This is a genomic window from Priestia koreensis (assembly GCF_022646885.1).
GTDB lineage: Bacteria > Bacillota > Bacilli > Bacillales > Bacillaceae_H > Bacillus_AG > Bacillus_AG koreensis_A.
Genome location: NZ_CP061868.1, coordinates 1,473,225 through 1,496,275 on the forward strand (window position 1 = coordinate 1,473,225; position 23,051 = coordinate 1,496,275).

26 protein-coding genes and 1 riboswitch are annotated in these 23,051 nt (G+C 40.7%); of the genes, 22 read left to right on the forward strand and 4 right to left on the reverse strand.

Annotation, left to right across the window (positions count from 1 at the left end):
* The first annotated feature begins 73 nt into the window (after positions 1-73).
* The 15 genes from IE339_RS07295 (at position 74) to IE339_RS07360 (ending at position 13,211) form a co-directional block, all read left to right on the forward strand.
* Entirely contained in the window at positions 74-328 is a 255-nt protein-coding gene (locus IE339_RS07295) for a hypothetical protein (RefSeq protein ID WP_242175185.1), read from the forward strand.
* A 200-nt stretch (positions 329-528) separates the two neighbouring features.
* Positions 529-909, forward strand: coding sequence for a VOC family protein (locus tag IE339_RS07300; RefSeq protein WP_242175186.1), 381 nt, complete (start codon positions 529-531; stop codon positions 907-909).
* Positions 910-1,137: 228 nt separating this feature from the next.
* Positions 1,138-2,889 carry a dihydroxyacetone kinase subunit DhaK gene (dhaK, locus tag IE339_RS07305; protein WP_242175189.1) on the forward strand — a complete coding sequence of 584 codons (1,752 nt, stop codon included), beginning with the start codon at positions 1,138-1,140 and terminating at the stop codon, positions 2,887-2,889.
* An 89-nt stretch (positions 2,890-2,978) separates the two neighbouring features.
* Entirely contained in the window at positions 2,979-3,404 is a 426-nt protein-coding gene (locus IE339_RS07310; protein ID WP_242175191.1) for a VOC family protein, read from the forward strand.
* A gap of 168 nt (positions 3,405-3,572) precedes the next feature.
* Positions 3,573-4,973 (forward strand): Na+/H+ antiporter NhaC family protein, encoded by a 1,401-nt coding sequence (locus tag IE339_RS07315; protein WP_242175192.1) that lies wholly within the window; start codon positions 3,573-3,575, stop codon positions 4,971-4,973.
* 91 nt (positions 4,974-5,064) lie between these two features.
* A complete protein-coding gene (locus IE339_RS07320; RefSeq protein WP_157052595.1) occupies positions 5,065-5,238 on the forward strand; it encodes a YlcI/YnfO family protein in 174 nt (57 codons plus the stop codon).
* A gap of 82 nt (positions 5,239-5,320) precedes the next feature.
* A complete protein-coding gene (locus tag IE339_RS07325) occupies positions 5,321-6,124 on the forward strand; it encodes a GH25 family lysozyme (RefSeq protein ID WP_242175193.1) in 804 nt (267 codons plus the stop codon).
* Between the two features lie 72 nt (positions 6,125-6,196).
* Complete coding sequence (locus IE339_RS07330; RefSeq protein ID WP_242175194.1) at positions 6,197-6,634, forward strand: hypothetical protein; 438 nt, start codon at positions 6,197-6,199, stop codon at positions 6,632-6,634.
* Between the two features lie 14 nt (positions 6,635-6,648).
* Complete coding sequence (locus tag IE339_RS24670) at positions 6,649-6,771, forward strand: hypothetical protein (RefSeq protein WP_277933957.1); 123 nt, start codon at positions 6,649-6,651, stop codon at positions 6,769-6,771.
* Between the two features lie 85 nt (positions 6,772-6,856).
* Positions 6,857-7,798 carry an XdhC family protein gene (locus tag IE339_RS07335; protein WP_242175195.1) on the forward strand — a complete coding sequence of 314 codons (942 nt, stop codon included), beginning with the start codon at positions 6,857-6,859 and terminating at the stop codon, positions 7,796-7,798.
* Complete coding sequence (locus IE339_RS07340; protein ID WP_242175196.1) at positions 7,795-8,406, forward strand: nucleotidyltransferase family protein; 612 nt, start codon at positions 7,795-7,797, stop codon at positions 8,404-8,406. The genes IE339_RS07335 and IE339_RS07340 overlap by 4 nt, the downstream gene beginning before the upstream one ends.
* Complete coding sequence (locus tag IE339_RS07345; RefSeq protein WP_242175197.1) at positions 8,403-10,727, forward strand: xanthine dehydrogenase family protein molybdopterin-binding subunit; 2,325 nt, start codon at positions 8,403-8,405, stop codon at positions 10,725-10,727. Before IE339_RS07340 ends, IE339_RS07345 begins: the two co-directional genes overlap by 4 nt.
* Complete coding sequence (locus IE339_RS07350; protein ID WP_242175198.1) at positions 10,724-11,554, forward strand: FAD binding domain-containing protein; 831 nt, start codon at positions 10,724-10,726, stop codon at positions 11,552-11,554. Before IE339_RS07345 ends, IE339_RS07350 begins: the two co-directional genes overlap by 4 nt.
* Positions 11,551-12,009, forward strand: a complete 459-nt coding sequence (locus IE339_RS07355; RefSeq protein WP_242175199.1) for a (2Fe-2S)-binding protein — start codon at positions 11,551-11,553, stop codon at positions 12,007-12,009. The genes IE339_RS07350 and IE339_RS07355 overlap by 4 nt, the downstream gene beginning before the upstream one ends.
* 75 nt (positions 12,010-12,084) lie before the next feature.
* Positions 12,085-12,269: riboswitch (cobalamin riboswitch) on the forward strand.
* A 147-nt stretch (positions 12,270-12,416) separates the two neighbouring features.
* On the forward strand, positions 12,417-13,211 hold the full coding sequence (locus IE339_RS07360) for a HoxN/HupN/NixA family nickel/cobalt transporter (RefSeq protein WP_242175201.1): 795 nt from the start codon (positions 12,417-12,419) through the stop codon (positions 13,209-13,211).
* A gap of 26 nt (positions 13,212-13,237) precedes the next feature.
* Here IE339_RS07360 and IE339_RS07365 read toward each other — a convergent pair whose 3' ends face one another.
* Positions 13,238-13,663 carry a YkvA family protein gene (locus tag IE339_RS07365; protein WP_242175202.1) on the reverse strand — a complete coding sequence of 142 codons (426 nt, stop codon included), beginning with the start codon at positions 13,661-13,663 and terminating at the stop codon, positions 13,238-13,240.
* Between the two features lie 176 nt (positions 13,664-13,839).
* Here IE339_RS07365 and IE339_RS07370 point away from each other — a divergent pair, with 176 nt between their 5' ends.
* The 5 genes from IE339_RS07370 to IE339_RS07390 all read left to right on the forward strand — a co-directional run bounded on the left by IE339_RS07370 (position 13,840) and on the right by IE339_RS07390 (position 17,255).
* Positions 13,840-14,589, forward strand: coding sequence for a DeoR/GlpR family DNA-binding transcription regulator (locus IE339_RS07370; RefSeq protein WP_242175203.1), 750 nt, complete (start codon positions 13,840-13,842; stop codon positions 14,587-14,589).
* Between the two features lie 14 nt (positions 14,590-14,603).
* Positions 14,604-15,644: an oxidoreductase gene (locus IE339_RS07375; RefSeq protein WP_242175204.1), complete on the forward strand. Its 1,041-nt coding sequence runs from the start codon at positions 14,604-14,606 to the stop codon at positions 15,642-15,644.
* An 18-nt stretch (positions 15,645-15,662) separates the two neighbouring features.
* The gene (locus IE339_RS07380) at positions 15,663-16,142 is read left to right on the forward strand and encodes a heme-degrading domain-containing protein (protein WP_242175205.1); all 480 of its coding nucleotides are present in this window, start codon (positions 15,663-15,665) and stop codon (positions 16,140-16,142) included.
* 62 nt (positions 16,143-16,204) lie between these two features.
* On the forward strand, positions 16,205-16,366 hold the full coding sequence (locus IE339_RS07385; protein WP_157052597.1) for a hypothetical protein: 162 nt from the start codon (positions 16,205-16,207) through the stop codon (positions 16,364-16,366).
* A 478-nt stretch (positions 16,367-16,844) separates the two neighbouring features.
* A complete protein-coding gene (locus tag IE339_RS07390) occupies positions 16,845-17,255 on the forward strand; it encodes a GNAT family N-acetyltransferase (RefSeq protein WP_242175206.1) in 411 nt (136 codons plus the stop codon).
* Between the two features lie 109 nt (positions 17,256-17,364).
* Here the strand turns inward: IE339_RS07390 and IE339_RS07395 are convergent, their stop codons facing one another.
* Positions 17,365-18,612, reverse strand: a complete 1,248-nt coding sequence (locus IE339_RS07395; protein WP_242175208.1) for an MFS transporter — start codon at positions 18,610-18,612, stop codon at positions 17,365-17,367.
* A gap of 1 nt (position 18,613) precedes the next feature.
* Positions 18,614-19,210, reverse strand: a complete 597-nt coding sequence (locus IE339_RS07400; RefSeq protein WP_242175210.1) for an ArsR/SmtB family transcription factor — start codon at positions 19,208-19,210, stop codon at positions 18,614-18,616.
* Between the two features lie 345 nt (positions 19,211-19,555).
* Here IE339_RS07400 and IE339_RS07405 point away from each other — a divergent pair, with 345 nt between their 5' ends.
* Positions 19,556-20,656 carry a M24 family metallopeptidase gene (locus IE339_RS07405; protein ID WP_242175212.1) on the forward strand — a complete coding sequence of 367 codons (1,101 nt, stop codon included), beginning with the start codon at positions 19,556-19,558 and terminating at the stop codon, positions 20,654-20,656.
* 52 nt (positions 20,657-20,708) lie between these two features.
* Here IE339_RS07405 and IE339_RS07410 read toward each other — a convergent pair whose 3' ends face one another.
* Positions 20,709-21,062, reverse strand: coding sequence for a winged helix-turn-helix transcriptional regulator (locus IE339_RS07410; protein WP_053400071.1), 354 nt, complete (start codon positions 21,060-21,062; stop codon positions 20,709-20,711).
* A 699-nt stretch (positions 21,063-21,761) separates the two neighbouring features.
* Between IE339_RS07410 and IE339_RS07415 the strand changes: the two genes are divergently transcribed.
* Positions 21,762-22,967, forward strand: coding sequence for an MFS transporter (locus IE339_RS07415; RefSeq protein WP_242175214.1), 1,206 nt, complete (start codon positions 21,762-21,764; stop codon positions 22,965-22,967).
* Positions 22,968-23,051: the final 84 nt, after the last annotated feature.

Sequence of the window (23,051 nt, forward strand, 5' to 3'; positions counted from 1 at the left end):
GTTGCGTGAAGACGTTTTTTTTAGAAATTGGTTATAAAACTGATACGACATTAGAAAACAAGGAGTGTTTTCGTTGGATAAAGAGAAAGTTCCTACCCATGGACTGATCGAAAAAGAGCTTCAAAAGAAAGGAATCGGCATAACGTGGAAAAGCAGACTCGTGCTAATTGGGTTTGTAGCAATCTTTGAACTATTAGCGGTTGCGGTTGTGATGCCACAAATACCCGCTTCACACTATGAAGTTATCTTTGATAGTTTAGCAGCGGGTATGTTTGGTGCAATTGGCCTTTCGATCGGTACACGGACGCTGAAGTGGTTTCAACGATAACCGCTATAGACGTAGAACGATCATAAATAAGACCATGTTGAAAATATGACAGTGTTAACAACAGGCTTATTTAGTAGTGATAGAAAGTATGAGAATTGATGGGTGACTGAGAAAAAACGAATAAGTTTGTTTGTAAAAGCAGGAGTTTTTGCCAAGGCTTTGAATAGTAATGGAGAAGTTCACTAGATGGAGTGATTACTATGATTCATAAGATTGGACAAGTTATGCTATATGTAACGGATCAGGATCAGGCTGTTCGATTTTGGGAGGACAAAGTAGGATTTAGCATCCTTTCCATAGAGGAAAATGGACAAGGAATGAAATGGGTTGAAATGGCGCCGACAAAGGACGCTGAAACGTCCATTATTATTCATGATAAAGCAATTGTTGGCAAAATGTCTCCTGAAGTAAACCTTGGTACCCCTTCGTTGCTGTTTTTTTCAGATGATGTAGAGCAACTACGTCAGGACCTAGTTGCAAAGAATGTGAAAGTAGGAGATCTTGTTGACATGCCTTCTGGTAAAGTATTTAATTTTGCAGACGATGAAGGTCAATATTTTGCTGTTATGGAGAAGAGTTAGGATAGCAGACAGTAACGATAATAAAACGAGTAGCTTAGAGGCTGCTCGTTTTGTTATAGTCAAGCGTTTAGTCCACCCGCATATAAACGGAAAGGAGAAAGCAAAGGTTTATTGAATGGGTAAAATATTTGAAAACGCCTGCACAAATAGCTGATAATAATAGAGCGTACAGTGTATTAATAATACTTACAAAATTAGAAGTTGTACATAACTGAGGAGGAATCAGCGATGAAAAAAATTATGAATCAGCCTGAAAATCTTATTTTAGAAATGTGTAACGGATTCGTTATGGCACACCCTGAACTTCAATTATTAAAAAAATACAAAGTTATTAAAAAGCGAGATGTGAACGTAGAAAAGGTAAGCCTTATTAGTGGAGGTGGCAGTGGGCACGAGCCGGCACACGCGGGATTTGTTGGGAAAGGAATGCTTGATGCAGCCATTTGCGGAGATGTATTTGCCTCACCATCTCAAATTCAGGTGTATCAAGGAATTAAATCTGTTGCGAGTGATCAAGGCGTATTAATGATTATTAAAAACTACAGCGGAGATATGATGAACTTTAAAAACGGAGCTGCGCTTGCAGAGGAAGACGGCATTAAAGTGGATTATGTTCGGGTGACGGATGATATCGCGGTAGAGGACAGCTTATACTCTGTTGGACGTCGCGGTGTTGCGGGAACGGTATTTGTACATAAAATTGCTGGAGCAGCGGCGGAAGAAGGCCGAGATCTAGAAGGCGTAAAAGCAGCGGCCGAGAAAGCAGCCGCAAACGTCCGTAGTATAGGTGTAGCATTAACGTCTTGTACGGTTCCGGCAAAAGGAACACCGACGTTTTCACTAGCTGACAATGAAATCGAATATGGCGTTGGTATTCACGGAGAGCCTGGAATAAAAAGAGACGTTATGATGACCGCAGATGAGCTAGCATCGCGCATGACAAGTGATTTGTTAAAGGAATTAGATTGCACAAGCGGTGAAGATGTTGCGGTATTAGTCAATGGATTCGGCGGAACGCCTCTTCAAGAGCTCTATGTTTTGAATCATTCGCTTCAGCGTGAGTTGAAAAATCAAAATGTAACGGTGCATCGTACGTTTGTTGGAAACTACATGACGAGTATTGATATGGCAGGTGCTTCTGTCACACTCATGAAGCTAGATGATGACTTGAAGCAATTGTTATCAAAAGAATCGAGTGCCCCTGCTTTTCGAGTAGATGGCCCTGTTGAACAAGTAGAATATCATGATCTTTTAGAAGAAGAGGAGCCCAAAATCGTATCTTTTACAGCAGAGACTAGTGAGGAGCACGCCCATGTGCGAGGTGACAAGCTTTCACTAAACAACATGATATATCTCGTTGATAAAATGAGTGAAGTCATTATCGAAAATGAAGTTCCGTTTTGTGAGTTAGACGCGCATGCTGGAGACGGGGATTTCGGAATGAGCGTTGCGAAAGGATTTAAACAGCTGAAAAGAGAATGGCAGGATATTATCGAGCAAGAATCCCTTACGATCGGTTCATTTTTAGATGCAAGTTCAATGGTTATTATGGAACATTGCGGAGGAGCATCAGGACCAATCTGGGGATCTGCGTTTCGTGCAGCTGGAAAAGCAACAGAAGAAAAAGTAGAATTATCGGTAGCAGAATTTGCGGACATGCTACAGGAAGCGGTAAAAGGTATTCAAACGACAGGTGAGCGTTCCTTTGGAAGAGGTGCCGTTGTAGGAGATAAAACGTTGATTGATGCACTCGTTCCGTGTGCAGATACGTGGAGTGAGAGTGCAAAAAATGACGTTTCGTTCAAAGAAGCTTTTGAGAACGGTGCAAAAGCAGCGGTTGAAGGCGCAGAAAAAACAAAAGACATCGTAGCTCGCATGGGACGAGCTGGAGCCGTTGGGGAAAGAAGCCTTGGGTATCCAGATGCAGGTGCTTACGGTCTAGGCGTGATTTTCACAGAATTAGCACGTTCTCTAAAATAATAAAATTTTGTCAAACGATGAGAAGGGAACCGAACACTTGATCGCGAATATATGAATCGAAAGCATATATTAAAAAAAGAGGTGCCTGTATGATCGTCGGAATGAATCCATATCTTGTGTTAAATGGCAACGGCCAACAAGCAGTAAAGTTTTACAAAGACGTGTTAGGAGCGAAAGTGGAAAGTGTTCAGACATTTGGTGACATGCCTGCTCATCCTGATCACCCTGTACCGGATGAGGCGAAAGACCGCGTCTTGCATGCACATTTGAAAGTAGCAAATGCAGATTTGATGATTTCGGATACGTTTCCTGGACAGCCTTATGATGCAGGTTCACACGTGAATTTAAGCATTGGAACGAATAATCCAGAAACGACGAAAGTGATTTTCGACAAGCTTAGCGAAAACGGTCATGTGATCATGCCCCTTCAAGAAACGTTTTGGAGCCCTCTATATGGACAAGTAAAAGATCAATTTGACGTTAGCTGGCAAATATCAACGAATATCGAACAATAAACAAAAGCCCTCGCATCTGTGCGAGGGCTTTTGCTATGTGTTGCGAAAGCGTTTTTAACGAAAGAAAAAAGTGACCATAAGCAACTTCCCACACAACTTGTATAATCTTTCTTTTAAATGCCACTCTAAAAAGAAGAAATGTTTGTAGTGGAAGATAGGTGATTACATATGGAGTCAAGCTGGGTCTCAATCATTCCGTTTCTGGTCGTCATTCCAGTCGCGATTATAACGAAGCAGGTACTTCCAGGTCTTTTACTGGGGTTACTAGTTGGGTCTTACCTTCATGCACCATCACTCGTAGGTGGCATGCATGCGATGGTGCATTATATTGTGAAAGCACTCATTGATAAAAGCAATATTGAAATTGTGGTGTTTCTTTACATGTTTTCGGGCTTAATTGGCATGATCAAAACAACAGGAGGAATTAAAGGCTTTGTCGAAACCGCCGCAGAGCGCATCAATACGAGACGAGAGGCGATTATTCTGACATACGTTTCGACGATCGGAACGTTCAGCGCCCCAACCTTTCGTTTCGTAACGATCGCCCCCATTATGAGAGCACTGCTAAAAGAAGTGAAAATGACAACAAAAGAGCTTGGATTTATTATTGAAACGACTGCGACGCCGATTATCGTATTGATTCCTGTTGCAACAGCGTTCGTAGGCTACATGGTATCAATTATTCAAATGGCTACCCAAAACCAAGGCATTACTTCTGATCCTTATACGCTCTTTTTGAAAAGTATTCCGTATAACTTTTTTGCCTTTGTTATTATTCTGTTAGGCGTTTATTTAAGCTTTTTTCATCATTCTTCCTCTAATGCTCCAACAGGAGAAGAAAATGTAGAAGATGATGATTGGCATAACTGTCATCCTTCTGTTTCAAAGGACCTGCCTTCAAAGCCGTGGAACCTGCTTATTCCACTCATTTTGGTTATCGTTCTTACACTTGTTCTTACGTGGTGGAGCGGTCATCAAAAGGCAAATGGTTTTTTGCAATCCTTTGTCCAAGCGGATGTTTTGGAGGCGATGGTCGTATCCTTAATGTTTACTGTGCTCGTGACGATCATTTTGTTTATCGTTCAAAAGTTTCCGCTTCAGGACATTATGAACAGCTTTGTTTCAGGTGGAAATGATTTAATGTCCGTTATTGTTCTTTTATCAGTTGTTTGGGGACTATCGTCTGTTGCCGATGATTTAGGTTTTTCAAGCTTCGTTACGGCTCATACGAACTGGATTCCTGCTATGTTCGTGACCCCGCTTATGTTTGTCTTTGGAGCTGCCATCTCTTATTTTATTGGCTCGGCGTGGGGGACATGGGGAATATTAATGCCGCTTGGAATTTCTATTGCGACTCACGCAGGCGTATCGCTTCCATTAATTATCGGCGCTGTATTTGCGAGTGGTTCATTCGGCGCTTTTGCGTCTCCACTGAGCGATGATACCAACACCATTGCTAAAATTTTAAATCTATCGGTTATTGATTATGCAAGATATAAGCTAAAGCCAGCGCTTATTGCAGCGGGTATTACAACCGTCTTGTATGGAATTACCACTTTTTTCTTTTGATCATTAATAAATAAGCTGTTTTTCTAGGCGATGTAGCTTATAATGAAAGCATGAGGTTTTATGATCGCAGCAAAAAGGAGTGAAAAGACAAATGGATGAGAAAGTTCCGGTTCACTTCCCTAAAGAAATGCTTCGCGAAATGGAACGATTACTTCAAGATGGCGAAACGTTAGAGAAATTTTTTGAACAAGCACTGAACGAGTATATGGTTAGTCGAAAGCCAATCAATTTAACTCAATACAAAAAGCAAAAAGAAAGCAAGTAGCACTCAGCCAATGAGTGCTACTTTTTTATTGTTTTTCGAAAGTATGTTTTAATGATGACAAGGAAGAAAAGAGGAGGATCTTATGACGAACAAAATTGTCGATTTGTCGCATCATCAGGGGGATATTGATTTCCAGAAAGCAAGTAAAGAAATTGATTTAGCCATTATTCGCGTACAGTATGGCTCTACTTCAATTGATCGTCAATATAAGCAATATGTACAAGGGTGTAAGAGATATCGCATTCCTTTTGGCCACTATGCGTATGCACGTTTTGTAAGCATTCGTGATGCGAGGAAAGAAGCAACGGATTTTTTACATCGCGTAGATCCAGATGCAAAATTTTTAGCGGTGGACGTAGAAGAAGTAACCGTTAAGCGATATGAGGACCTCATTCCTGCGACACAAGAGTTCATTGAGGTTTGTCGTCAGGCAGGTTGGAAAGTAGGCTTATATACCGGTCACTATTTTTATCATCAGCACCATATGCACAAGATAGATGCTGATTTTCTATGGATTCCTAGGTATTCAACAGAAGACAAAGGTCATGTGCATCATGCACGTCCTGATATGCATTGCCATCTTTGGCAGTACTCACAGCGTGGAAAAGTAGCAGGGATTAAAGGGCATGTCGATTTGAATACGATACATAGCGAACGCGGTTTGGACTGGTTTTGTGGAGCACAAGAGGAGCAGCTACGAACACAAGGAGAGAGGAAAATGAACTTAACGGATAGTCAGTGGAAAGAAATGGCGAGAACGTATGAAAAAGCATATAAAAAAGGCATTCTGTCTAGTATGGAATGGGCACAAAAAGCTCTTTCGAAAGAGCTTACAGTCGATGAAGCCATTTTTCTTCAAACGATTTTGATTGGTCGTACGCTTTGAAGAGTAAAATGAGCAAATGAAATAACCATTCTGTCTAACTAGGCATATAGTATAGGCAGAGGGTGTGAGGGGATGATTGAAAGTCAAGCAGAGGAATTGGAAAAACTTCGCTTCTTTCAACGAGAAGTGGATCTGATTATCGCAGCATTATTATTAACAGGGCAGTTGACGATGTCACGAGTAATTATTGAGCCTGGTGGCTTTAGTCTCACCGTAAGTGGCCCTATTATTGGGCGAGTGCGGTTAGAAGGGAAATATGGAAATAAACTAGGGAGTGCTGTACTAGATGGTATTGACATTGTCCTTGCCATCTTACTCTTAAAAGGTGATATAGGATTTACGGGTTTATTTATTGCTCCTGGTGGCTTTAGTTTTAACATTGGCGGCCCTATTTTTGGAGGGGAGCGCCCCGTTGTGCTTATTCCAAATTATTGCCGTGTTTTTGATGAATTTAAGCAAATTGTTTCAAATCATTTTCATGTGGACGCGATGTTGTTAAAAAATTTGTAAAAGGGTGATAAGAAATGGCATTAACAGATCTTCCAACAGTTAAAACACCGCCTGGAAGTGCTTTTTTAATCGCGCTACCAATTGTTGTGTTTGTTTTTTTCTTCACTCAATTTAAGTCAACTGATGTTGCGAATTGAAAGTAATAACCACATTATTGCTTCATAAAATGGTAGGAGGAATCTTTGTATACCCCCTACCATTTTTGTATGAGGAGAGAGTAAATTGCGGCAAAGAGATCAATTGTTTCAAAGGATTTGTACCTCCCAAACACAAGATGTCTTAGCTACGATTGTGAACGTAGAAGGATCAGCATATGTTCGAGAAGGTTCAATGTTGCTTATCAAAGAAAACGGTGAGCGATGTGGAATAATTAGCGGTGGCTGCTTAGAAGAAGATGTGGTAATGCAAGCGGAGAAAGTTCGTCGTCAACAGAAAGCTATAATCTGTACATATAATATGCGTGAAGATGAAGATCCCATATGGGGAGAAGAGGTAGGGTGCGGCGGAGTCATTTCCATTCTAATAGAGCCTGTGACTGAACAGTTGAAGGATAGTCTTTTAAACGTTCAGCATTGGTTGGGACAGAGACAAACGGTTGTACATGCTAAAATTTTGTGTCCGGATGGAAAATCGGTAGAGAATTTTTTTTCGCCTCGTGTAGATCAGCTTGAAAATAGAATTGAACTTGGAAAAGACGTCTATAAAATGATTATTCGTCCAACCCCTCACCTGATCATTTTTGGTGCCGGTCAAGACGTGCAACCTCTTGTTTCATTTGCGGCTGATACGGGTTTTTACGTAACGGTATATGACTGGAGAGAGGGTTTTATAAAACGTGATCAATTTCTGAAAGCTGATTATTTGTTTGGTCAACATCTACCGTCCTTACTAAAAGAAACGATGTTTCAGTCTTATGATTTTTCGATCATTATGACCCATAATTTTCAAAAGGATCAAGAAATTTTACAGCATCTTCTTCAACAGGACCTTCCCTATATTGGTGTTCTAGGAACAAAAAAGCGTACGCAACGCTTAATTAACAATAATCAAATTCCAAAAAATCTTCACTTTCCAATTGGATTACCCATCGGCGCAAAAGGTCCTGAAGAGATTGCGATTAGCATTTTGGGTGAGCTTATTCAGGAATGGAGAAAGAACGGATGAGGGTAGTAGGTATTTATTTGGCAGCAGGCAATAGTATAAGACTTGGAAAAGACAAACGATTTTTGCCTATTAACAATCAGCCCTTAGCAAGTCTAGCTTTTGTTCAAGCACTTCAATCACATCTTACCGAGCTTATTGTGGTGGTAAAAAGTAACGATGATTTAGGTTGGATACCTTCAATTGCTTATGAAAAAGAATATGTTCATAAGTGGACGTTTGTTGTTGCACAAGGAGGTCAATCCAATTCAATAAAAGCTGGCCTTCATCATGCAGAACAAGCCGATGCCATTCTAATTATGTTAGCTGATCAGCCGTTTGTCACGTCTCAAATGATAAATGATCGTCTAACAAAGTGGTACTGTAATTCATCCCTAGACTATGTGGCTACTCTATGCAGTTCAGTATTGCAGCCTCCTATCATTCTTTCAAACAAACTATTTCCTAAACTGTTTTTATTAACAGGAGATCAGGGGGCAAGACTAATTTTACAATCCCCAGTGTACAAAGGTAGCTTCATAGAAGAGAGTCAACTTGTTGATGTTGATACATTAGACGATTATAACCAACTGTTAGATGCCATGAGGCAGAAAGGAGAGAGAGAAGGATGAGTATACTTGGAAAAAGTGTTTTTCGAAAAGAAGCGTTTGATAAAGTGACGGGAAAAGCAAAGTATACGGCTGATGAACAAGAAATAGGAATGCTTCACGTTCAAATGCTGACGAGTCCTTATGGTCATGCGTTAATTAAGCAGATAAATATTGAGTCAGCCAGAAGCGTACCAGGTGTGCGTGCAATTGTCACAGGTCAAGATTCAATCCCTCTTATTGGAGAAGAAATTCAAGACCGTTATCCAGTTGCCAAAGATCGTGTGCGTTATTATGGTGAAGTAGTAGCGCTTGTTGTAGCAGATAACCCAATTATTGCGAGACATGCAGCTGATCTTATTCATGTTACATACGAACCACTTTCCGTTATTAATTCTCCGACAGAGGCCTTTATGAGTAATACCACGCTTCTTCATCCTCAACTGGACGCCTATAAAAAAACAGAAGGTGTATTTCCCCAGGCACATACGAACATTGCGAATAAAACAAAAATACGTAAAGGCGATATAAACAAAGGGTGGCAGGAAAGCGAAGTGATAATTGAAGAAACCTTTTCACTGGGTCCATCTGATCACGCCGCAATGGAAACGCGGTGTGCGACCGCTGAAATAAGACCCGATGGATCCGTTTATTTTACGACTACTTCTCAAGCTCCCTTTATGTTAAAAAAGCTTATGAACACGTACTTTCAAATTGAAGTAGGAAAAGTAATTGTCAAAACCCCGTTAGTAGGAGGCGCATACGGGGGAAAAGCATCTGTTCAGTGGGAGATTTTAGCTTATCTTGCATCGCGTGCTGTCGGAGGTAGACGGGTTAAGATCTTGTATTCGAGAGAAGAAGATTTGACAACGGCTCCTTGTCATATAGGATTAGACGCAACTATTAAGCTTGGCTGTAAGCGAGATGGAAAGTTAATGGTTGCAGAGCTTCTTTATTTATTTGATGGCGGAGCATATTCGGATAAAGCAACAGATTTGAGTAGGGCAGGCGCTGTCGATTGTACAGGTCCTTACCGAATTGATCACATATGGTGTGATGCCTATTGTATGTATACTAATCACCCTTATGCAGCTCCGTTTCGAGGATTTTCACATTCAGAAGTATTGTTTGCGTTTGAGAGAGCGATGGATATGCTCGCGATGAAGTTGAAAATAGACCCACTTGAGCTCCGATTAAAAAATGCGATCGCTCCTGGTGATACGACACCGACACAAGTGAAATTAAATCGAAGTAAGGTCGGTAATTTACCAGCATGTATTAACCGTTTAAAGGAGTTAATGAACTGGGAGGACGGTTCCATTGTTCGAGTAAATGATCGAACCATTCGAGCAAAAGGGGTGAGTTGTGTTTGGAAGACGTCTACAATCGATCCAGATGCTAGCTCAGGTGTTATCTTGACGTTTAATCCAGATGGAAGCATCAATTTAATGTCAGGAGTTGTGGAGATTGGTACGGGAACGAAAACAATTCTTGCGCAGATGCTTGCTGAACGTCTACAAATGGGAATCGATCAAATTCATGTGAAGATGCCGGTCCATACACAAACGACACCCGAGCACTGGAAAACAGTTGCAAGCAGAGGAACGTTTATGGCAGGAAGAGCGCTAATGCGTGCAGCAGATGATGCAATTGAACAGTTAAAAAGTATTGCCTCGATCGTATTGCGTAGTGAGACAGATGACCTCACCGTTAGTGGAGGATACGTGTTTCAAAAAGACGATCCATCCATTCGAATTGCAGTAAAAGACATTGCCTATGGCTACAAATATCCAAACGGAAATTCGATAGGTGGTCAGATTATAGCAAGAGGGCATTACATTTTAAATCATATGACGACCATTGATCCTGAGACAGGGAAGGGTAATCCTGGTCCTGAATGGACTGTAGGTGCTCAAGGCGTCGAGATTGAATTTGATACTCGAGATTATACGTATAAAGTTCTAAAGGCATTTGCCGTAATTGATATTGGTCGCGTATTAAATGAGAAGGCCGCTCTTGGTCAAGTCATGGGATCAATGAGTATGGGGCTTGCTTTTGCGGGTAGAGAAACGTTTGTGTTTGATCAATATGCGCGTATTCTTAACCCCCAGCTTCGAACATATCGACCCATTCATTATGGGGAAAATCCTGAGTACGTAGCTGATTTTGTAACTACTCCACAAGCTGATGCCGCGTATGGCGCAAGGGGCGTAGGGGAACACGCACTCTTAGGAATGCCGGCTTCGTTAGGAAATGCACTTACACTGGCTGCAGGTGTTAACCTAAATGAATTACCTCTTGTACCTGAGTTGATTTGGCGAAAGAAAGAAGGTGGAATTCAATGATTGGCACCTTTGACTATTATCGACCTCATTCAATACAAGAAGCAGTTGATTTATTTGAAAAGCTAGATCTTGAAGGGCAATCGCCAGTTTACTATAGCGGTGGGACAGAGATCATTACTTTTCATCGGTTAAATCTAATTCATAATGGGGCCGTGATTGATATTAAAAGCATTCCAGAGTGTATGGAATGGAAACGGGATGGTAGTATTCTAACGATTGGATCTGCGCTCTCTCTTACAGCAGTTGAAAATCAAAAGGAGTTTCCACTATTATCAACTGTCTGTAGTGAAGTAGCAGACCATACCGCACGAAATAAAATTACAGCAGGTGGAAATATTTGCGGTGAAACCTTCTATCGAGAGGTTGCATTGCCTTTTCTTCTTAGTGATGCGCATCTTGTTATCGGAGGAAAGGGTGGGGTGAGAGAAGTTGAAATTCATGAATTATTCAAAGGTCATCTTCAATTGAATAAGGGTGAATTTCTGTTGCAACTCCTCGTTCAGCAATCATTTTTAGAATCACCGTATATAAGTATTAAGCGAAGAAGGCAGTGGAACACGGGCTATCCGCTTATAACTGTTTCAAGTCTACGTGACCGCGACCGCATTCGATTAGCCATTAGCGGATTGTATCCATATCCGTTTCGTGCGTGGGAGGTGGAGACAGAATTAAATCGACCGGGTACATCCGAACAGCGGATCGAGGCAGCGCTGAAAACCATTAATGGTCCGGTATTAGAAGATGAAGAGGGATCAGCAAATTACCGGTTATTTGTGCTTAAAAACATTCTCTATGATGTCATGGAACACTTGGGGGGAGAGAAATGATGCAAATAGAGCTTACTATAAATGGAGAAAAAGTGAAAACTGCGTGTGAACCGTCAGACACTCTTTTATATGTGCTTCGAAATAAGCTTGGATTAACGGGGGCAAAACCAGGATGTTTAAACGGTGATTGCGGTGCGTGTACCGTCATCATTCAAGGAAAGCCAATGAAATCTTGCCTAACCCTTGCGATTGAAGAAACACAAAAAGAGATAACGACTATTGAAGGGCTAGGAGGAGTCCCTATACAAGGAGCGTTTGTGGAGCACTTTGCTTTTCAATGTGGCTATTGTACACCTGGATTTATTATGAATGCTCACGCTCTTGTTCAAGATCAGCCCGAAGCTAATGACCAAATTATTACTGAGTGGCTAGAATCTAATATTTGTCGATGCACAGGCTATCAAGAGATAAAAAAAGCTGTTAAAGATGTTTTATCTCAAGTAAAGCGATCTTAAGAGAAGGAAAAATCAGAAAAATAAGTAAAAAATATGTCGGAATGTAGTCATTCATGCTATGATAAAAAAATAAGTTCATATACGTGTCATTTAGGTGCCCTTGCATTGCGCCAAGGGGTAACAGGGAATTAGGTTAAAATCCTAAGCGGTCCCGCCACTGTAACTGATGAGAACGTCATTCATTGTGCCACTCAAATTGGGGAAGGCGATGACGTTTGTTGACCAGAAGCCAGGAGACCTACCTAGATGTGAACACCCATGAGCCTTCGAGGAAAGGAGCGGTGCAGTAGAATTTGCAGGACAAGTCTGTTTTTATTTGTCGTGGAGTAAGAACGATTCTATTTAGCCCCGGTCTGTTCAAGGACCGGGGCTTTTTGTGTGGAATCTACAAAAAAGGAGAAGTGAAGATGGAACAATTATCATTATTTATGTTTGTATTTGTATTGGGACTTCGTCATGGATTGGATGCCGATCACTTGGCATGTATTGATGGCATTACAAGATATAATTTAGATCGTAATCATCGTGTAGCACGCTGGGTCGGAACGTGTTTTTCATTTGGACATGGAATGGTGGTTGCTGGAGTGGGAGTAGTGCTTGCTTCCTTTAGTCGTCATTTCACATTTCCTGCGTACTTTGATGGTATTGTTACGTGGGTTTCTATTATCTCGCTATTTTTAATCGGAACGCTAAATGTGTATAATTTGCTTCGTCCGGCAGCAGAAAAAGGAGATTTTCGTGTACAGGGAGTAAAAAGCAAACTGCTTCCACGATTTGTTCGTGAAACGTCCAATCCGTTCCTTATTATGCTCATTGGTGGAATTTTCGCGCTTGCAGCAGATACCGTCAGTCAAACCTCTATTTGGGCAGTTGCAGCAGGACAGTCTAATCCATATATGCCGTATCTATTAGGTGCTACGTTCGTGATCGGAATGATGATTACAGATACAATTGATTCATTTATCGTGTTTGGCATGTTGAAACAGTCAAATGCGTTTGGAAAATCAGCGTCTAGACTAATGGGGTGGGTCATCGTTTTTCTTGCTTACGGCGTTTCGATGTATCAGCTCTTCACGTATTTTTATCCAAAAGCAGAAGTGGACTTTGAAATGGTAGGCATCGCTGTATTTGCCTTTTTAATGATCTGCTTCGGCTTGGTTTGGACGAAAGGTCGAAAAGCAGAAAAAGTCATTTCCTCTTAATATAAAAATGCCTAGGGCTTCGCGCTCTAGGCATTAATAGTGTTCTGCTGTTTTTCCTTCCATTCTTTAAACGAATCTAAATCGTTGTTAATTTGTTTCATCGCAAAAGCAATCACCGCAGCATCATCCACTAGCCCCAATCCAACGATAAAATCTGGGATTAAATCTAGGGGATTCACAAAATATAAAATGGTTGCAATGATCGTAATAATGGAGCGAGTAGGGATTGATTTATAGTCGCCTTTAATCCAAGAGCGAAACGCTTCAAACAAAAGCTGAAGTCTCTCCCATACATCGTCGAGAGCCCCTTTCTTAGTCGTTGCCTTCGCAATCGCCTGATTTAATAATCCCTCTGCTTTTCCTTTATCATGCAAGTACTCTTTTGCTTGCGTTTCATACTCTTTGTATCCTTGCTCATAGTGTTCCTTGTCTTTTTTTCTTCGACCAAACATCTTTATCGCCTCCAGTAGCCGCTACAGTCATTGTATACCCTTATTGTAACGTCGAAGAAACAACTCATACGTTTTTGAAATAAATAAGTAAAAAACTTATTTTTATCTAATAATATAAGTTTTTTACTTGAAAATATCAGGATTATTACGTAAGATATAGAAAAGGAAGTGGTGTGATGACACAAAGGGAACGTTTAGAGAGTATGAAGTCATGGCTACAAATTCATCATGAAATTAGCATTGAAATCATCATGGAAAAATGGAATGTTTCACGTGACACGGCCCGTCGTGATTTAGTGAAACTTGAAAAAATGGGAGATGTAGTTCGTACAAAAGGTGGGGCAGTGCTTGCTAGTCATCAAGTCATTCGATACGGAGATCGTAGCCAAAATCCATCAAAGATTAAGATTGCAAAACGAGCGTGCGAACTCATTCAAGAACATGACCACGTCATGTTTGATACGTCTACAACGGTGGAATTAGTTGCAAAACAGCTTATTGATCAGCCGCTTTCTGTCGTGACCAACTCAATTGATATTGTGGCAGCTCTCTCGGACCATAGCGACATTGATATTTATATGATAGGTGGGAAATTCAATCGCTATCACCGAAGTTTTCTTGGTTTTCAAGCAGCGGAGGAGCTATCAAAATATCGGGTAGACAAGCTGTTTATTGGAGCCTGTGGCCTCGGCTTAGAGGGACTAACAGCTTCTAGTGATGACGAGGCTTACGTAAAACGAAGCATGATTGCCTCTGCACGAGAAGTAACGGTGCTTATGGATCATTCAAAGCTTCATAAGTCATTTTTGCATCATGTATGTGAGTTAAGCGCTGTTCACCGAATTATTACGGATCAGCCATTAACCGATGAGATAAAGGCAGCAGCAGAAGAATATGAAATTGATGTCATCATTACAAACAACTAAAAGGAGTGTTTTAAATGGATAAAGTAAAAGTAGGGCTAGTTGGGTATGGATTTTCAGGGCAAACGTTTCATGCGCCGCTATTAAAAGCACTAAGTGAATTTGAGATTACAAAGGTCATGAGCTCAAATCCTGAAAGAGTACGTGAGGATTTAGGTGATGTGGACGTTGTTTCTTCTATTGAAGGTGTTTTAGAGGATGAAAGCATTGAACTAGTCGTGATTACAACGCCTAACACGTTCCATTTCGATATGGCGAAAAAAAGCCTTCAAGCAAATAAACACGTTGTGATTGAAAAGCCAATGGTCGTTGAAAGTGAAGAAGGGCTTGAACTTATTGAACTTGCTGAAAAACATGATCGTATGCTGAGCGTCTATCAAAACCGTCGCTTTGATAATGACTTCTTAACAATTAAGAAGCTTCTGTCTGAAGATCAATTAGGAGAAGTGTATTCATATGAATCTCATTTCAATCGTTTCCGTCCTGAGGTCCGTGACCGTTGGAGAGAGCGTCCAGGAAAAGGTGCAGGGATGCTGTATGATTTAGGCTCACATCTCGTGGATCAGGCGCTTCACCTTTTTGGAAAGCCAAATTTTGTTCAAGCAGACGTATTCCCGCAGCGTGACGGTTCAGAGGTAGACGATTATTTCCACATTACGCTTGGCTATGATAAACTTCGCGTGATGCTCCATTCTGGTTCAGTTGTACTTGAAGCAGGACCTAGATACCAAGTACACGGCCGAAAAGGCAGCTTCTTAAAGTACGGAATGGATGGACAAGAAGACGCGCTAAAAGCAGGGAAAAACGTGCAAGACGATGACTGGGGAACAGATCTTCCAGAACGTTACGGGAAACTTGTAACAGAGTCAGAAAGCGGCGTAAAAGAAGAACGAGTAGAGACGGTTCCAGGTTCTTATCCAACGTATTATAAAGAAGTGTACGCTCACCTTCGTGAAGGAAAACCAAATCCTGTTCCTGCACAGGAAGGATTGTTAACGATTCAAATTTTAGAAGCGGCAAAACGAAGCAGCGAAGAAAAAAGAGTGATTGACCTCTAAGAGAAAGAAGGGATTCTGATGAACAGACTGCAGCAAAAGCTAGACGATATTCGAAAACAAGAAGAAGAGCTTCAATTTGCGACGTTTACAAATGAGATGGCGCTTCAACTAGGGCTATCCATTATCCAAAACGCGCGTGAAGAAGAAAAAGCGATATCTGTTGAGATTATTCGAAACGGCCAAGTACTATTTTCACATGCGATGGACGGAACGAGTCCTGATCAAACGTACTGGATGACGAGAAAAGCAAATGTTGTTCGCCGTCATCATCACAGCTCTTATTACATGCGTTTGTATAATGAACTAAAAGAAAGATCTTATTTCGAAGCGTATTCAGTTAGTCCACAAGAATATGCTGTTCACGGCGGCTCATTCCCCCTTTCAATTCAAGGGGTAGGTGTAATTGGAAGTATTACAGTATCAGGGTTATCTCAGGAAGAAGATCATGAATTAGCCGTTCAAGGAATAAGGAACTTAATTGAAAATAATAAAAAATAGATGAAAAAATTTCCTCTCTGTTGTAAAATGTCAATATGTGTCGAAATAAAGGAGGGGAAAGTATGTCTACATTAACATTAAAGTATTACTTTCTCGAAGAAAAAGAGAGATTCGAGATGGAGCAAGACATTTTAGCGCATACGTCTAAGCATGAAGAAGAGATTTTACCGCTAGACGATAATGAGATTACCGAACTTCATAAAAGTCTGGAAGTAACCATATAGTTTGGATTGATGTAGCAAAAGCGGAAGGGACCTAACGGTGAGGCTGTTAGGTCCCTTCCGCTTTGTGCTAGACCTAAGGGAATGAGGACTTCCCTTGCGGGCTGTCCTCATTCCCCTAGGTACACCTTTTTGGGGCGCTCTAGACGCTTAGCCCCTCAAACCCTCAAACCCTCAAACCCTCAAACCCTCAAACCCTCAAACCCTCAAACCCTCAAACCCTCAAACCCTCAAACCCTCAAACCCTCAAACCCTCAAACCCTCAAACCCTTCAAACCCTTCAAACCCTTTAAACCTCTAAAACCCAGCTTTGGATGATTTTAATTTTTTATGTTGGGATTTTACTTGGGTGGACAGAGTTTGTTGGAATGGTTAGAATCCTAATTATAGGAAATTGTTTTAGGGGCATCGTTGGTATGCTTGTATTTAAATTTGGATGAAAAAGAAAGTGAAATGATGGGTTGTTAGAAGGGAGACGCGCATGAGTACATATAGTGTTACGAGTAATATTCCAGAGGTAGAGGCTTATCGACGTTTACGTGTGAAGGCGGGGCTTAGCCCAAAGAGTGAAAGGGCAGCAGAGAAAGGCTTGGCTAATACGCTTTATGCAGTGACGATTTATGAAGAGGATCAGCTTATTGCGATGGGGCGTGTGATTGGAGATGGCGGTTGTTTTCTGCAAATTGTCGATATTGCAGTTCATCCTCAATTTCAAGGGAAGGGTCTCGGAAAGCAAGTGATGAGTCAGCTGATGACATATGTAGACGAGATAGCGGAGATCGGAACGAATGTAAGCCTTATGGCAGACGTTCCGGCAGATCATCTCTATCTGAAATTTGGCTTCGAATATGCAGCACCCCGTTCATTAGGCATGTGGAAAACGTATAAATAAGTCTGAGACAAAAGGGGATAGAAGCAGCTTCAAATGAAGACAGCAAAAAGAGGGATTTCTTATAACTATGAGAAACCCCTCTTTGGTAATCATCTGTTTTTTAAAATAGTCAATTGGTTTGGCGAAGGACAGGTACTTTTAAGAAAACCCATAGAATTACGCAGATCAGCGGCACGGCTCCTAGAACGATGACCGTCTGGATATCGATGCCGGTTCCTAATAAGAGAGAGGTTAATCCATATGAGACGGGTTGGAGAGCCGAACCTGCGAGCATCATAACGCTCATAACGCGTCCTAGCATGGCATTTTCAACCTTTGATTGAACAATGGCAAAAATAGGTGCGTTTGAAAACGATAACGCAAAACCTAATAAGAATAAAAAGATGAGGCATAACACGAGTGAGCGAGAGACGCCAAGTCCTAAGTAAGTAAGGCCAAGGGCAAAAAGCGCCCACATCGCAATCAATCCGCGATTTTTCTTAAAGTTTAAAATTCCCACGGCAGCACTTCCAGCCAAAATCCCTACAACAAGAACGGCTTCCATTGTGCTAAAAGCCAAAGAGTTTTGTTTAAATAGCTTGCTTGCAATGAGCGGAATACCGAGCGCCATCGGACCAGTAATAAAGACGTTGATGACAAAGGAAACGCTGATGAGCGTAGAGAGAAAAGTGTTTTTCCTAATATAGGACAAACCATTTTTGAATGATTGAAGAAGCGGTTCCTGATCTTCTTTTTCAACTTTTTCTTTTTTCAATGATAAAAATGGAATGCAAGCGCTGAAGAAAATCATGATGAGAGAAGCAAGAAGAAAGATTGTTGAGTAATCGAGATATTTAATAAAGACACCGGCAAGAAAAGCGCCGAAAATCCCAGTCACTTGGCTAATGATTGAAATGAGGGAGTTTGCACGCATCAAATCATCCTCTTGTACAACAGAGGGAAGAAGAGCGTTTCGAGCCGGTACGTGAAAAGAATCGATAATCCCAAACAATAAGGCAGAGACAATAAAAAGACTAAGATGATTCCAACCGTTAAATAAAAGCAAAAATACGCTACCAATCGTAAGAGCCTCAGCTAGAGTGGAGAGTAAGACAATCGTTTTGCGATTAAAGCGATCTGCCAGTACTCCACCGAGCGTCATGAGTAAGATAGCCGGAACGGATGAGGCGATAAAAATCATGCCAAGACCTGCTTTTTGATGAAGCTCGTTAATGACAAACCATGATTGTGTAAACAGAAAAAGTGAGAATCCAAGCCGTGAAGAAAGTGTAATCGCAAAGATAATGAGAAAATCCTTTTGCAATAATAGTAGGCGTTTCATTTCGGTAGGCGCGGGCTGTATAACCGCTTCGTTCATTTTATTCGTCTCCTTTAGGTAAAAGTGGAAAGGCAATACGGTAAAGATGATACTTCACTAGGTCATCGTTTGGCATAGAACCATTTGTTGCATCAAATTCTTTGAGTAGATCCTGTATTTCTTCCTCTTTCTTTCGCAGAACTGCTGTCTGTTCCTTTGTCAAATAGAGCTGCTCGAGTGATTGAGTGACCAAATAGTCAGAGTGGTTGATGTGAACGAATTGTGTGCTCGTTTCTTTTAAAGCATTAATCGTCATTCGTGCTCCTCCAACAAAGCTTTCTTCAACAGAAGCCTGGAAGTCCACTTCTTCATCCTCCGATACAAACGTTCGATTGACGTGGATTTCAGAAGCGATCGGTCGATAAAATTTTTGCACGATGCCGTTTTTGACTTCTGTACGTTCGACGTAAACTAAACCCACCTTTTCTAGTTCTTTTAAGTGGTAATGCACTTTTTGAGCCTGCATATCCAAACTTTCAGCGATCATTTTTCCTGTTTTGGCTTCGACAATGATTTCCCAAAGTAATTTAATTCGGAGAGGATCAGAAATCGCTTTTAACTGTTCAACGGATTCAATTTCAAAACTTTTCTTTAACATAAAACCTTCCTTTAACATTCAGATTTATTTGAACGTTTTTAATTATATGTGATGAATCCATAAAATGGAATATTTATTTTAGGAATTCTTATTTTTTTTTACAAAGGAGAGAAGGCTAAATACTCGTTGTCTAAATCAGTCCTATTTTAAAACATAGCGTTGTGGTGTTGTAATCTTAATAACGGATTTAGAGAAGAGGAAATAACCATAAAGTCAAGAGCAGATGTGGATGGATAAATCGTCTAGCTTATCAATGGACGTCTATTATGGTAGGATAATAAAGAAGTACATATAGAAGCGTTTCACGCACATGAAAAGCGAAAGTTTAGAAAGGGGCTATTTCATATGAAAGAGCGTTTACAAAAAGTCACAAATTGGTTGCAGGAAGAAAACCATCCGGCAGCATTTATTCATTCAACGGAAAATGTTTTTTACTTAACAGGATTCTTTACAGATCCTCATGAGCGTTTAATGGGGTTATTCGTATTCCAAGAAGCGGCGCCATTGTTTGTATGTCCTGCAATGGAAGTATCACAAGCTCGTGATGCTGGATGGGACGGCGATGTGGTAGGATATGAAGATCATGAAAACCCATGGGAGCTAATTGAGGCAGCTCTTCAAACACGCGAGCTTCCAGAAATCGGGACGGTTGCGGTAGAGAAAGAATTGTTATCTTATGCACGTGCGGAAGAACTATTAAAGCTATATCCAACGGCAACGCTTGTAGCAGCAGAAGAGTCATTAAATGAGCTTCGTTTAGTAAAAGAGCCAAAAGAAGTGGAAATTTTAAAGCACGCAGCGGCTCTTGCTGATTACGGTGTACAAGTGGGTGTAGAAGCACTAAAAGAAGGCGTAACAGAAATGGACGTTTTAGCGAAAATTGAGTATGAGTTAAAACGTAAAGGAATTCGCGAAATGTCATTCTCAACAATGGTGTTATTCGGTGAGAAAACAGGTCAGCCACACGGTAACCCTGGTCTTCGTACGCTTAAAAAAGGCGACTTTGTTCTCTTTGACCTTGGAGTGGTCTATGAGGGCTATTGTTCAGACATTACGCGTACAGTTGTGTTCGGTTCAGTGAATGAGCAGCAAAAAGAAATCTATAATACGGTATTAAAAGCACAGCTTGCTGCACTTGATGCAAGTAAGCCTGGAACACGTATTGGAGATTTAGATCTTATTGCGCGTGATATTATTACGGAAGCGGGATACGGTGACAAATTCCCTCATCGTCTTGGCCACGGTCTCGGAATTAGCGTTCATGAATATCCGTCTATGAGTAAAAATAATGACAACCTATTAAAAGAAGGAATGGCTTACACAATTGAGCCAGGAATTTACGATGCAGAAATTGGCGGCGTTCGTATTGAGGATGATGTCATTATTACGAAAGATGGTCATGAGACTCTAACGAAATTCCCGAAAGAACTACAGATCATTCAGTAAGTCACTGATCAATAGAAAAAGCGAGTAGATTTCTCTACTCGCTTTTTTGTCGTTATTCAACAGAAGGCTGGACTAACGCTTCACTTTTATCAGGAAAGGTCTTGTCGATATGACATTCTCCCCACGTGCAAAGCATATCAAGGATCTTTTCTAAAGACCATCCGTAATCTGTTAAGGAATATTCAACCTTTGGTGGCACCTGATTATAGATTTTTCGTGTTAAGACCCCGTCTTCTTCAAGTTCACGCAGTTGCTGTGTAAGCATTTTTTGCGTGATGCCAGGCATCAGTTTTTTTAATTCACTGGTGCGCTTTGTACCCTTTGTGAGATGACAAAGGATCACCACTTTCCACTTACCTCCGATAACTTCAAGCGTTGCTTCAACTGGAATATTGTATCGTTTCACTATATTTTACCTCCCAAATGAATAGTTCATATCGTAACTATTGCACGGGTGTTTTCATTACTTCTTTGTACTTCTACACGGTTTGTAGGTTCTATCATAGCACCATTCACTTTCCTTTGCCAAGTTCCTGAGAACGAAGCAGAAAGACATACGTTACTTCTAAGTACCTATGCTACTTGAAAGTGCGTACTTCCTCAAGGGGAAACCATCATGCATAATGAGTGACAGATGTTTATGATACATCGAGCAGTACGTTACTTTTTGGTGCCTATACTACTTAAAAGTGCGTACTTCCTTAAGGGGAAATCATCATGCATAATGAGTGACAGATGTTTATGACACATCGAACAGTACGTTACTTTTTGGTGCCTATGCTACTTAAAAGTGCGTACTTCCTTAAAGGAAAGTCATCATGCATAATGAGTGACAGATGTTTATGACATATCGAATAGTACGTTACTTTTTGGTGCCTATGCTACTTAAAAGTGCGTACTTCCTTAAGGGAAAGTCATCATGCATAATGAATGACAGATGTTCATAACACATCGAACAGTACGTTACTTTTTAGTACCTATAGCACTTTGGGGTTTCTACATTACTTTAAAGTACGTACTTCTATTTATGGTTTGTATCAAGCATACTGTTGTATGTAAGAGCCGATTTGGCTCTCAACATGATAAAAAAGAGGAGGAATTTTGTATGAGTTCGATGGCTCAGCCTGCACAATCTAGTGCAAAAAAAGGCGGAACACCGGCACTTTTAGCGTTAGCGATCAGTGCATTTGGGATTGGAACAACAGAGTTTGTGCCAGTCGGATTATTATCATCAATTGCAGATGATTTAAGTATTTCAATTACGTTAGCTGGATTATTAATTTCAGGTTATGCAATGGGTGTTGCATTCGGAGCACCGATTTTAACCGCGCTCACCAACAAAATGAGCCGTAAGTCTTTATTAATGTTATTAATGGTTATTTTTATATTAGGTAACTCTGTAGCAGCTCTTTCAACAAGCTTTAGCTTATTGCTCGTTGCGCGTATTATTACCGCATTTTCACACGGTATCTTCTTTTCAATTGGTTCAACGATTGCCGCTGATTTAGTTCCCGAAAATAAGCGTGCGAGTGCGATTTCCATGATGTTTACCGGATTAACGGTCGCAACCGTTACAGGAGTACCGCTTGGAACATTCATTGGTCAACACTTTGGATGGAGAGCAACGTTTTGGGGAGTAGCCTTACTTGGTATCGTAGCGATTATTGCGAGTGCTATTTTAGTACCGAAAAACTTAAAACAAGCACCACCTTCTAAATTTAGTGATCAATTAAAAATCTTAAAAAATGGTCCATTATTATTAGCATTTGCTATTACAGCACTAGGGTATGGTGGAACATTCGTAGCCTTTACGTATTTAAGCCCAATTTTAGAAAAAGTAACAGGCTTTGCGCCAAGCTCAGTTAGTATCCTTTTACTTGTATATGGGGTTGCTGTTGCAATCGGTAATACGGTAGGGGGTAAAATGGCTAATAAAAATCCGCTAAAAGCTCTGTTTGGAATGTTTATGATTCAAGCGATCATTTTAATTGTGTTGTCCTTTACAGCACCATTTAAAATTGTCGGAGTTGCAACGATCTTTTTAATGGGATTACTTGCATTTATGAACGTACCGGGTCTACAAGTACTGGTCGTTAATCTTGCTGAAAAATATGTTCCAAGTGCGGTTAACGTTGCATCTGCACTGAACATCGCAGCATTTAATCTAGGAATTGCCATCGGTGCCTTTGTAGGGGGATTAATCGTGGATTCAATCGGATTAATTCATACACCTTGGATTGGTGGTGTCATGGTATTTGGTGCGGTTCTGTTAACTGCTTGGAGCCGCAAGTTAGAGAAAAAAGAGCAATAATAAAGATTCACTGAACATGCCCGATACGTAAGGTGCATGTTCAGTGACTACATAATTGAGGAGTGAGTTTGTGAAACATTTACA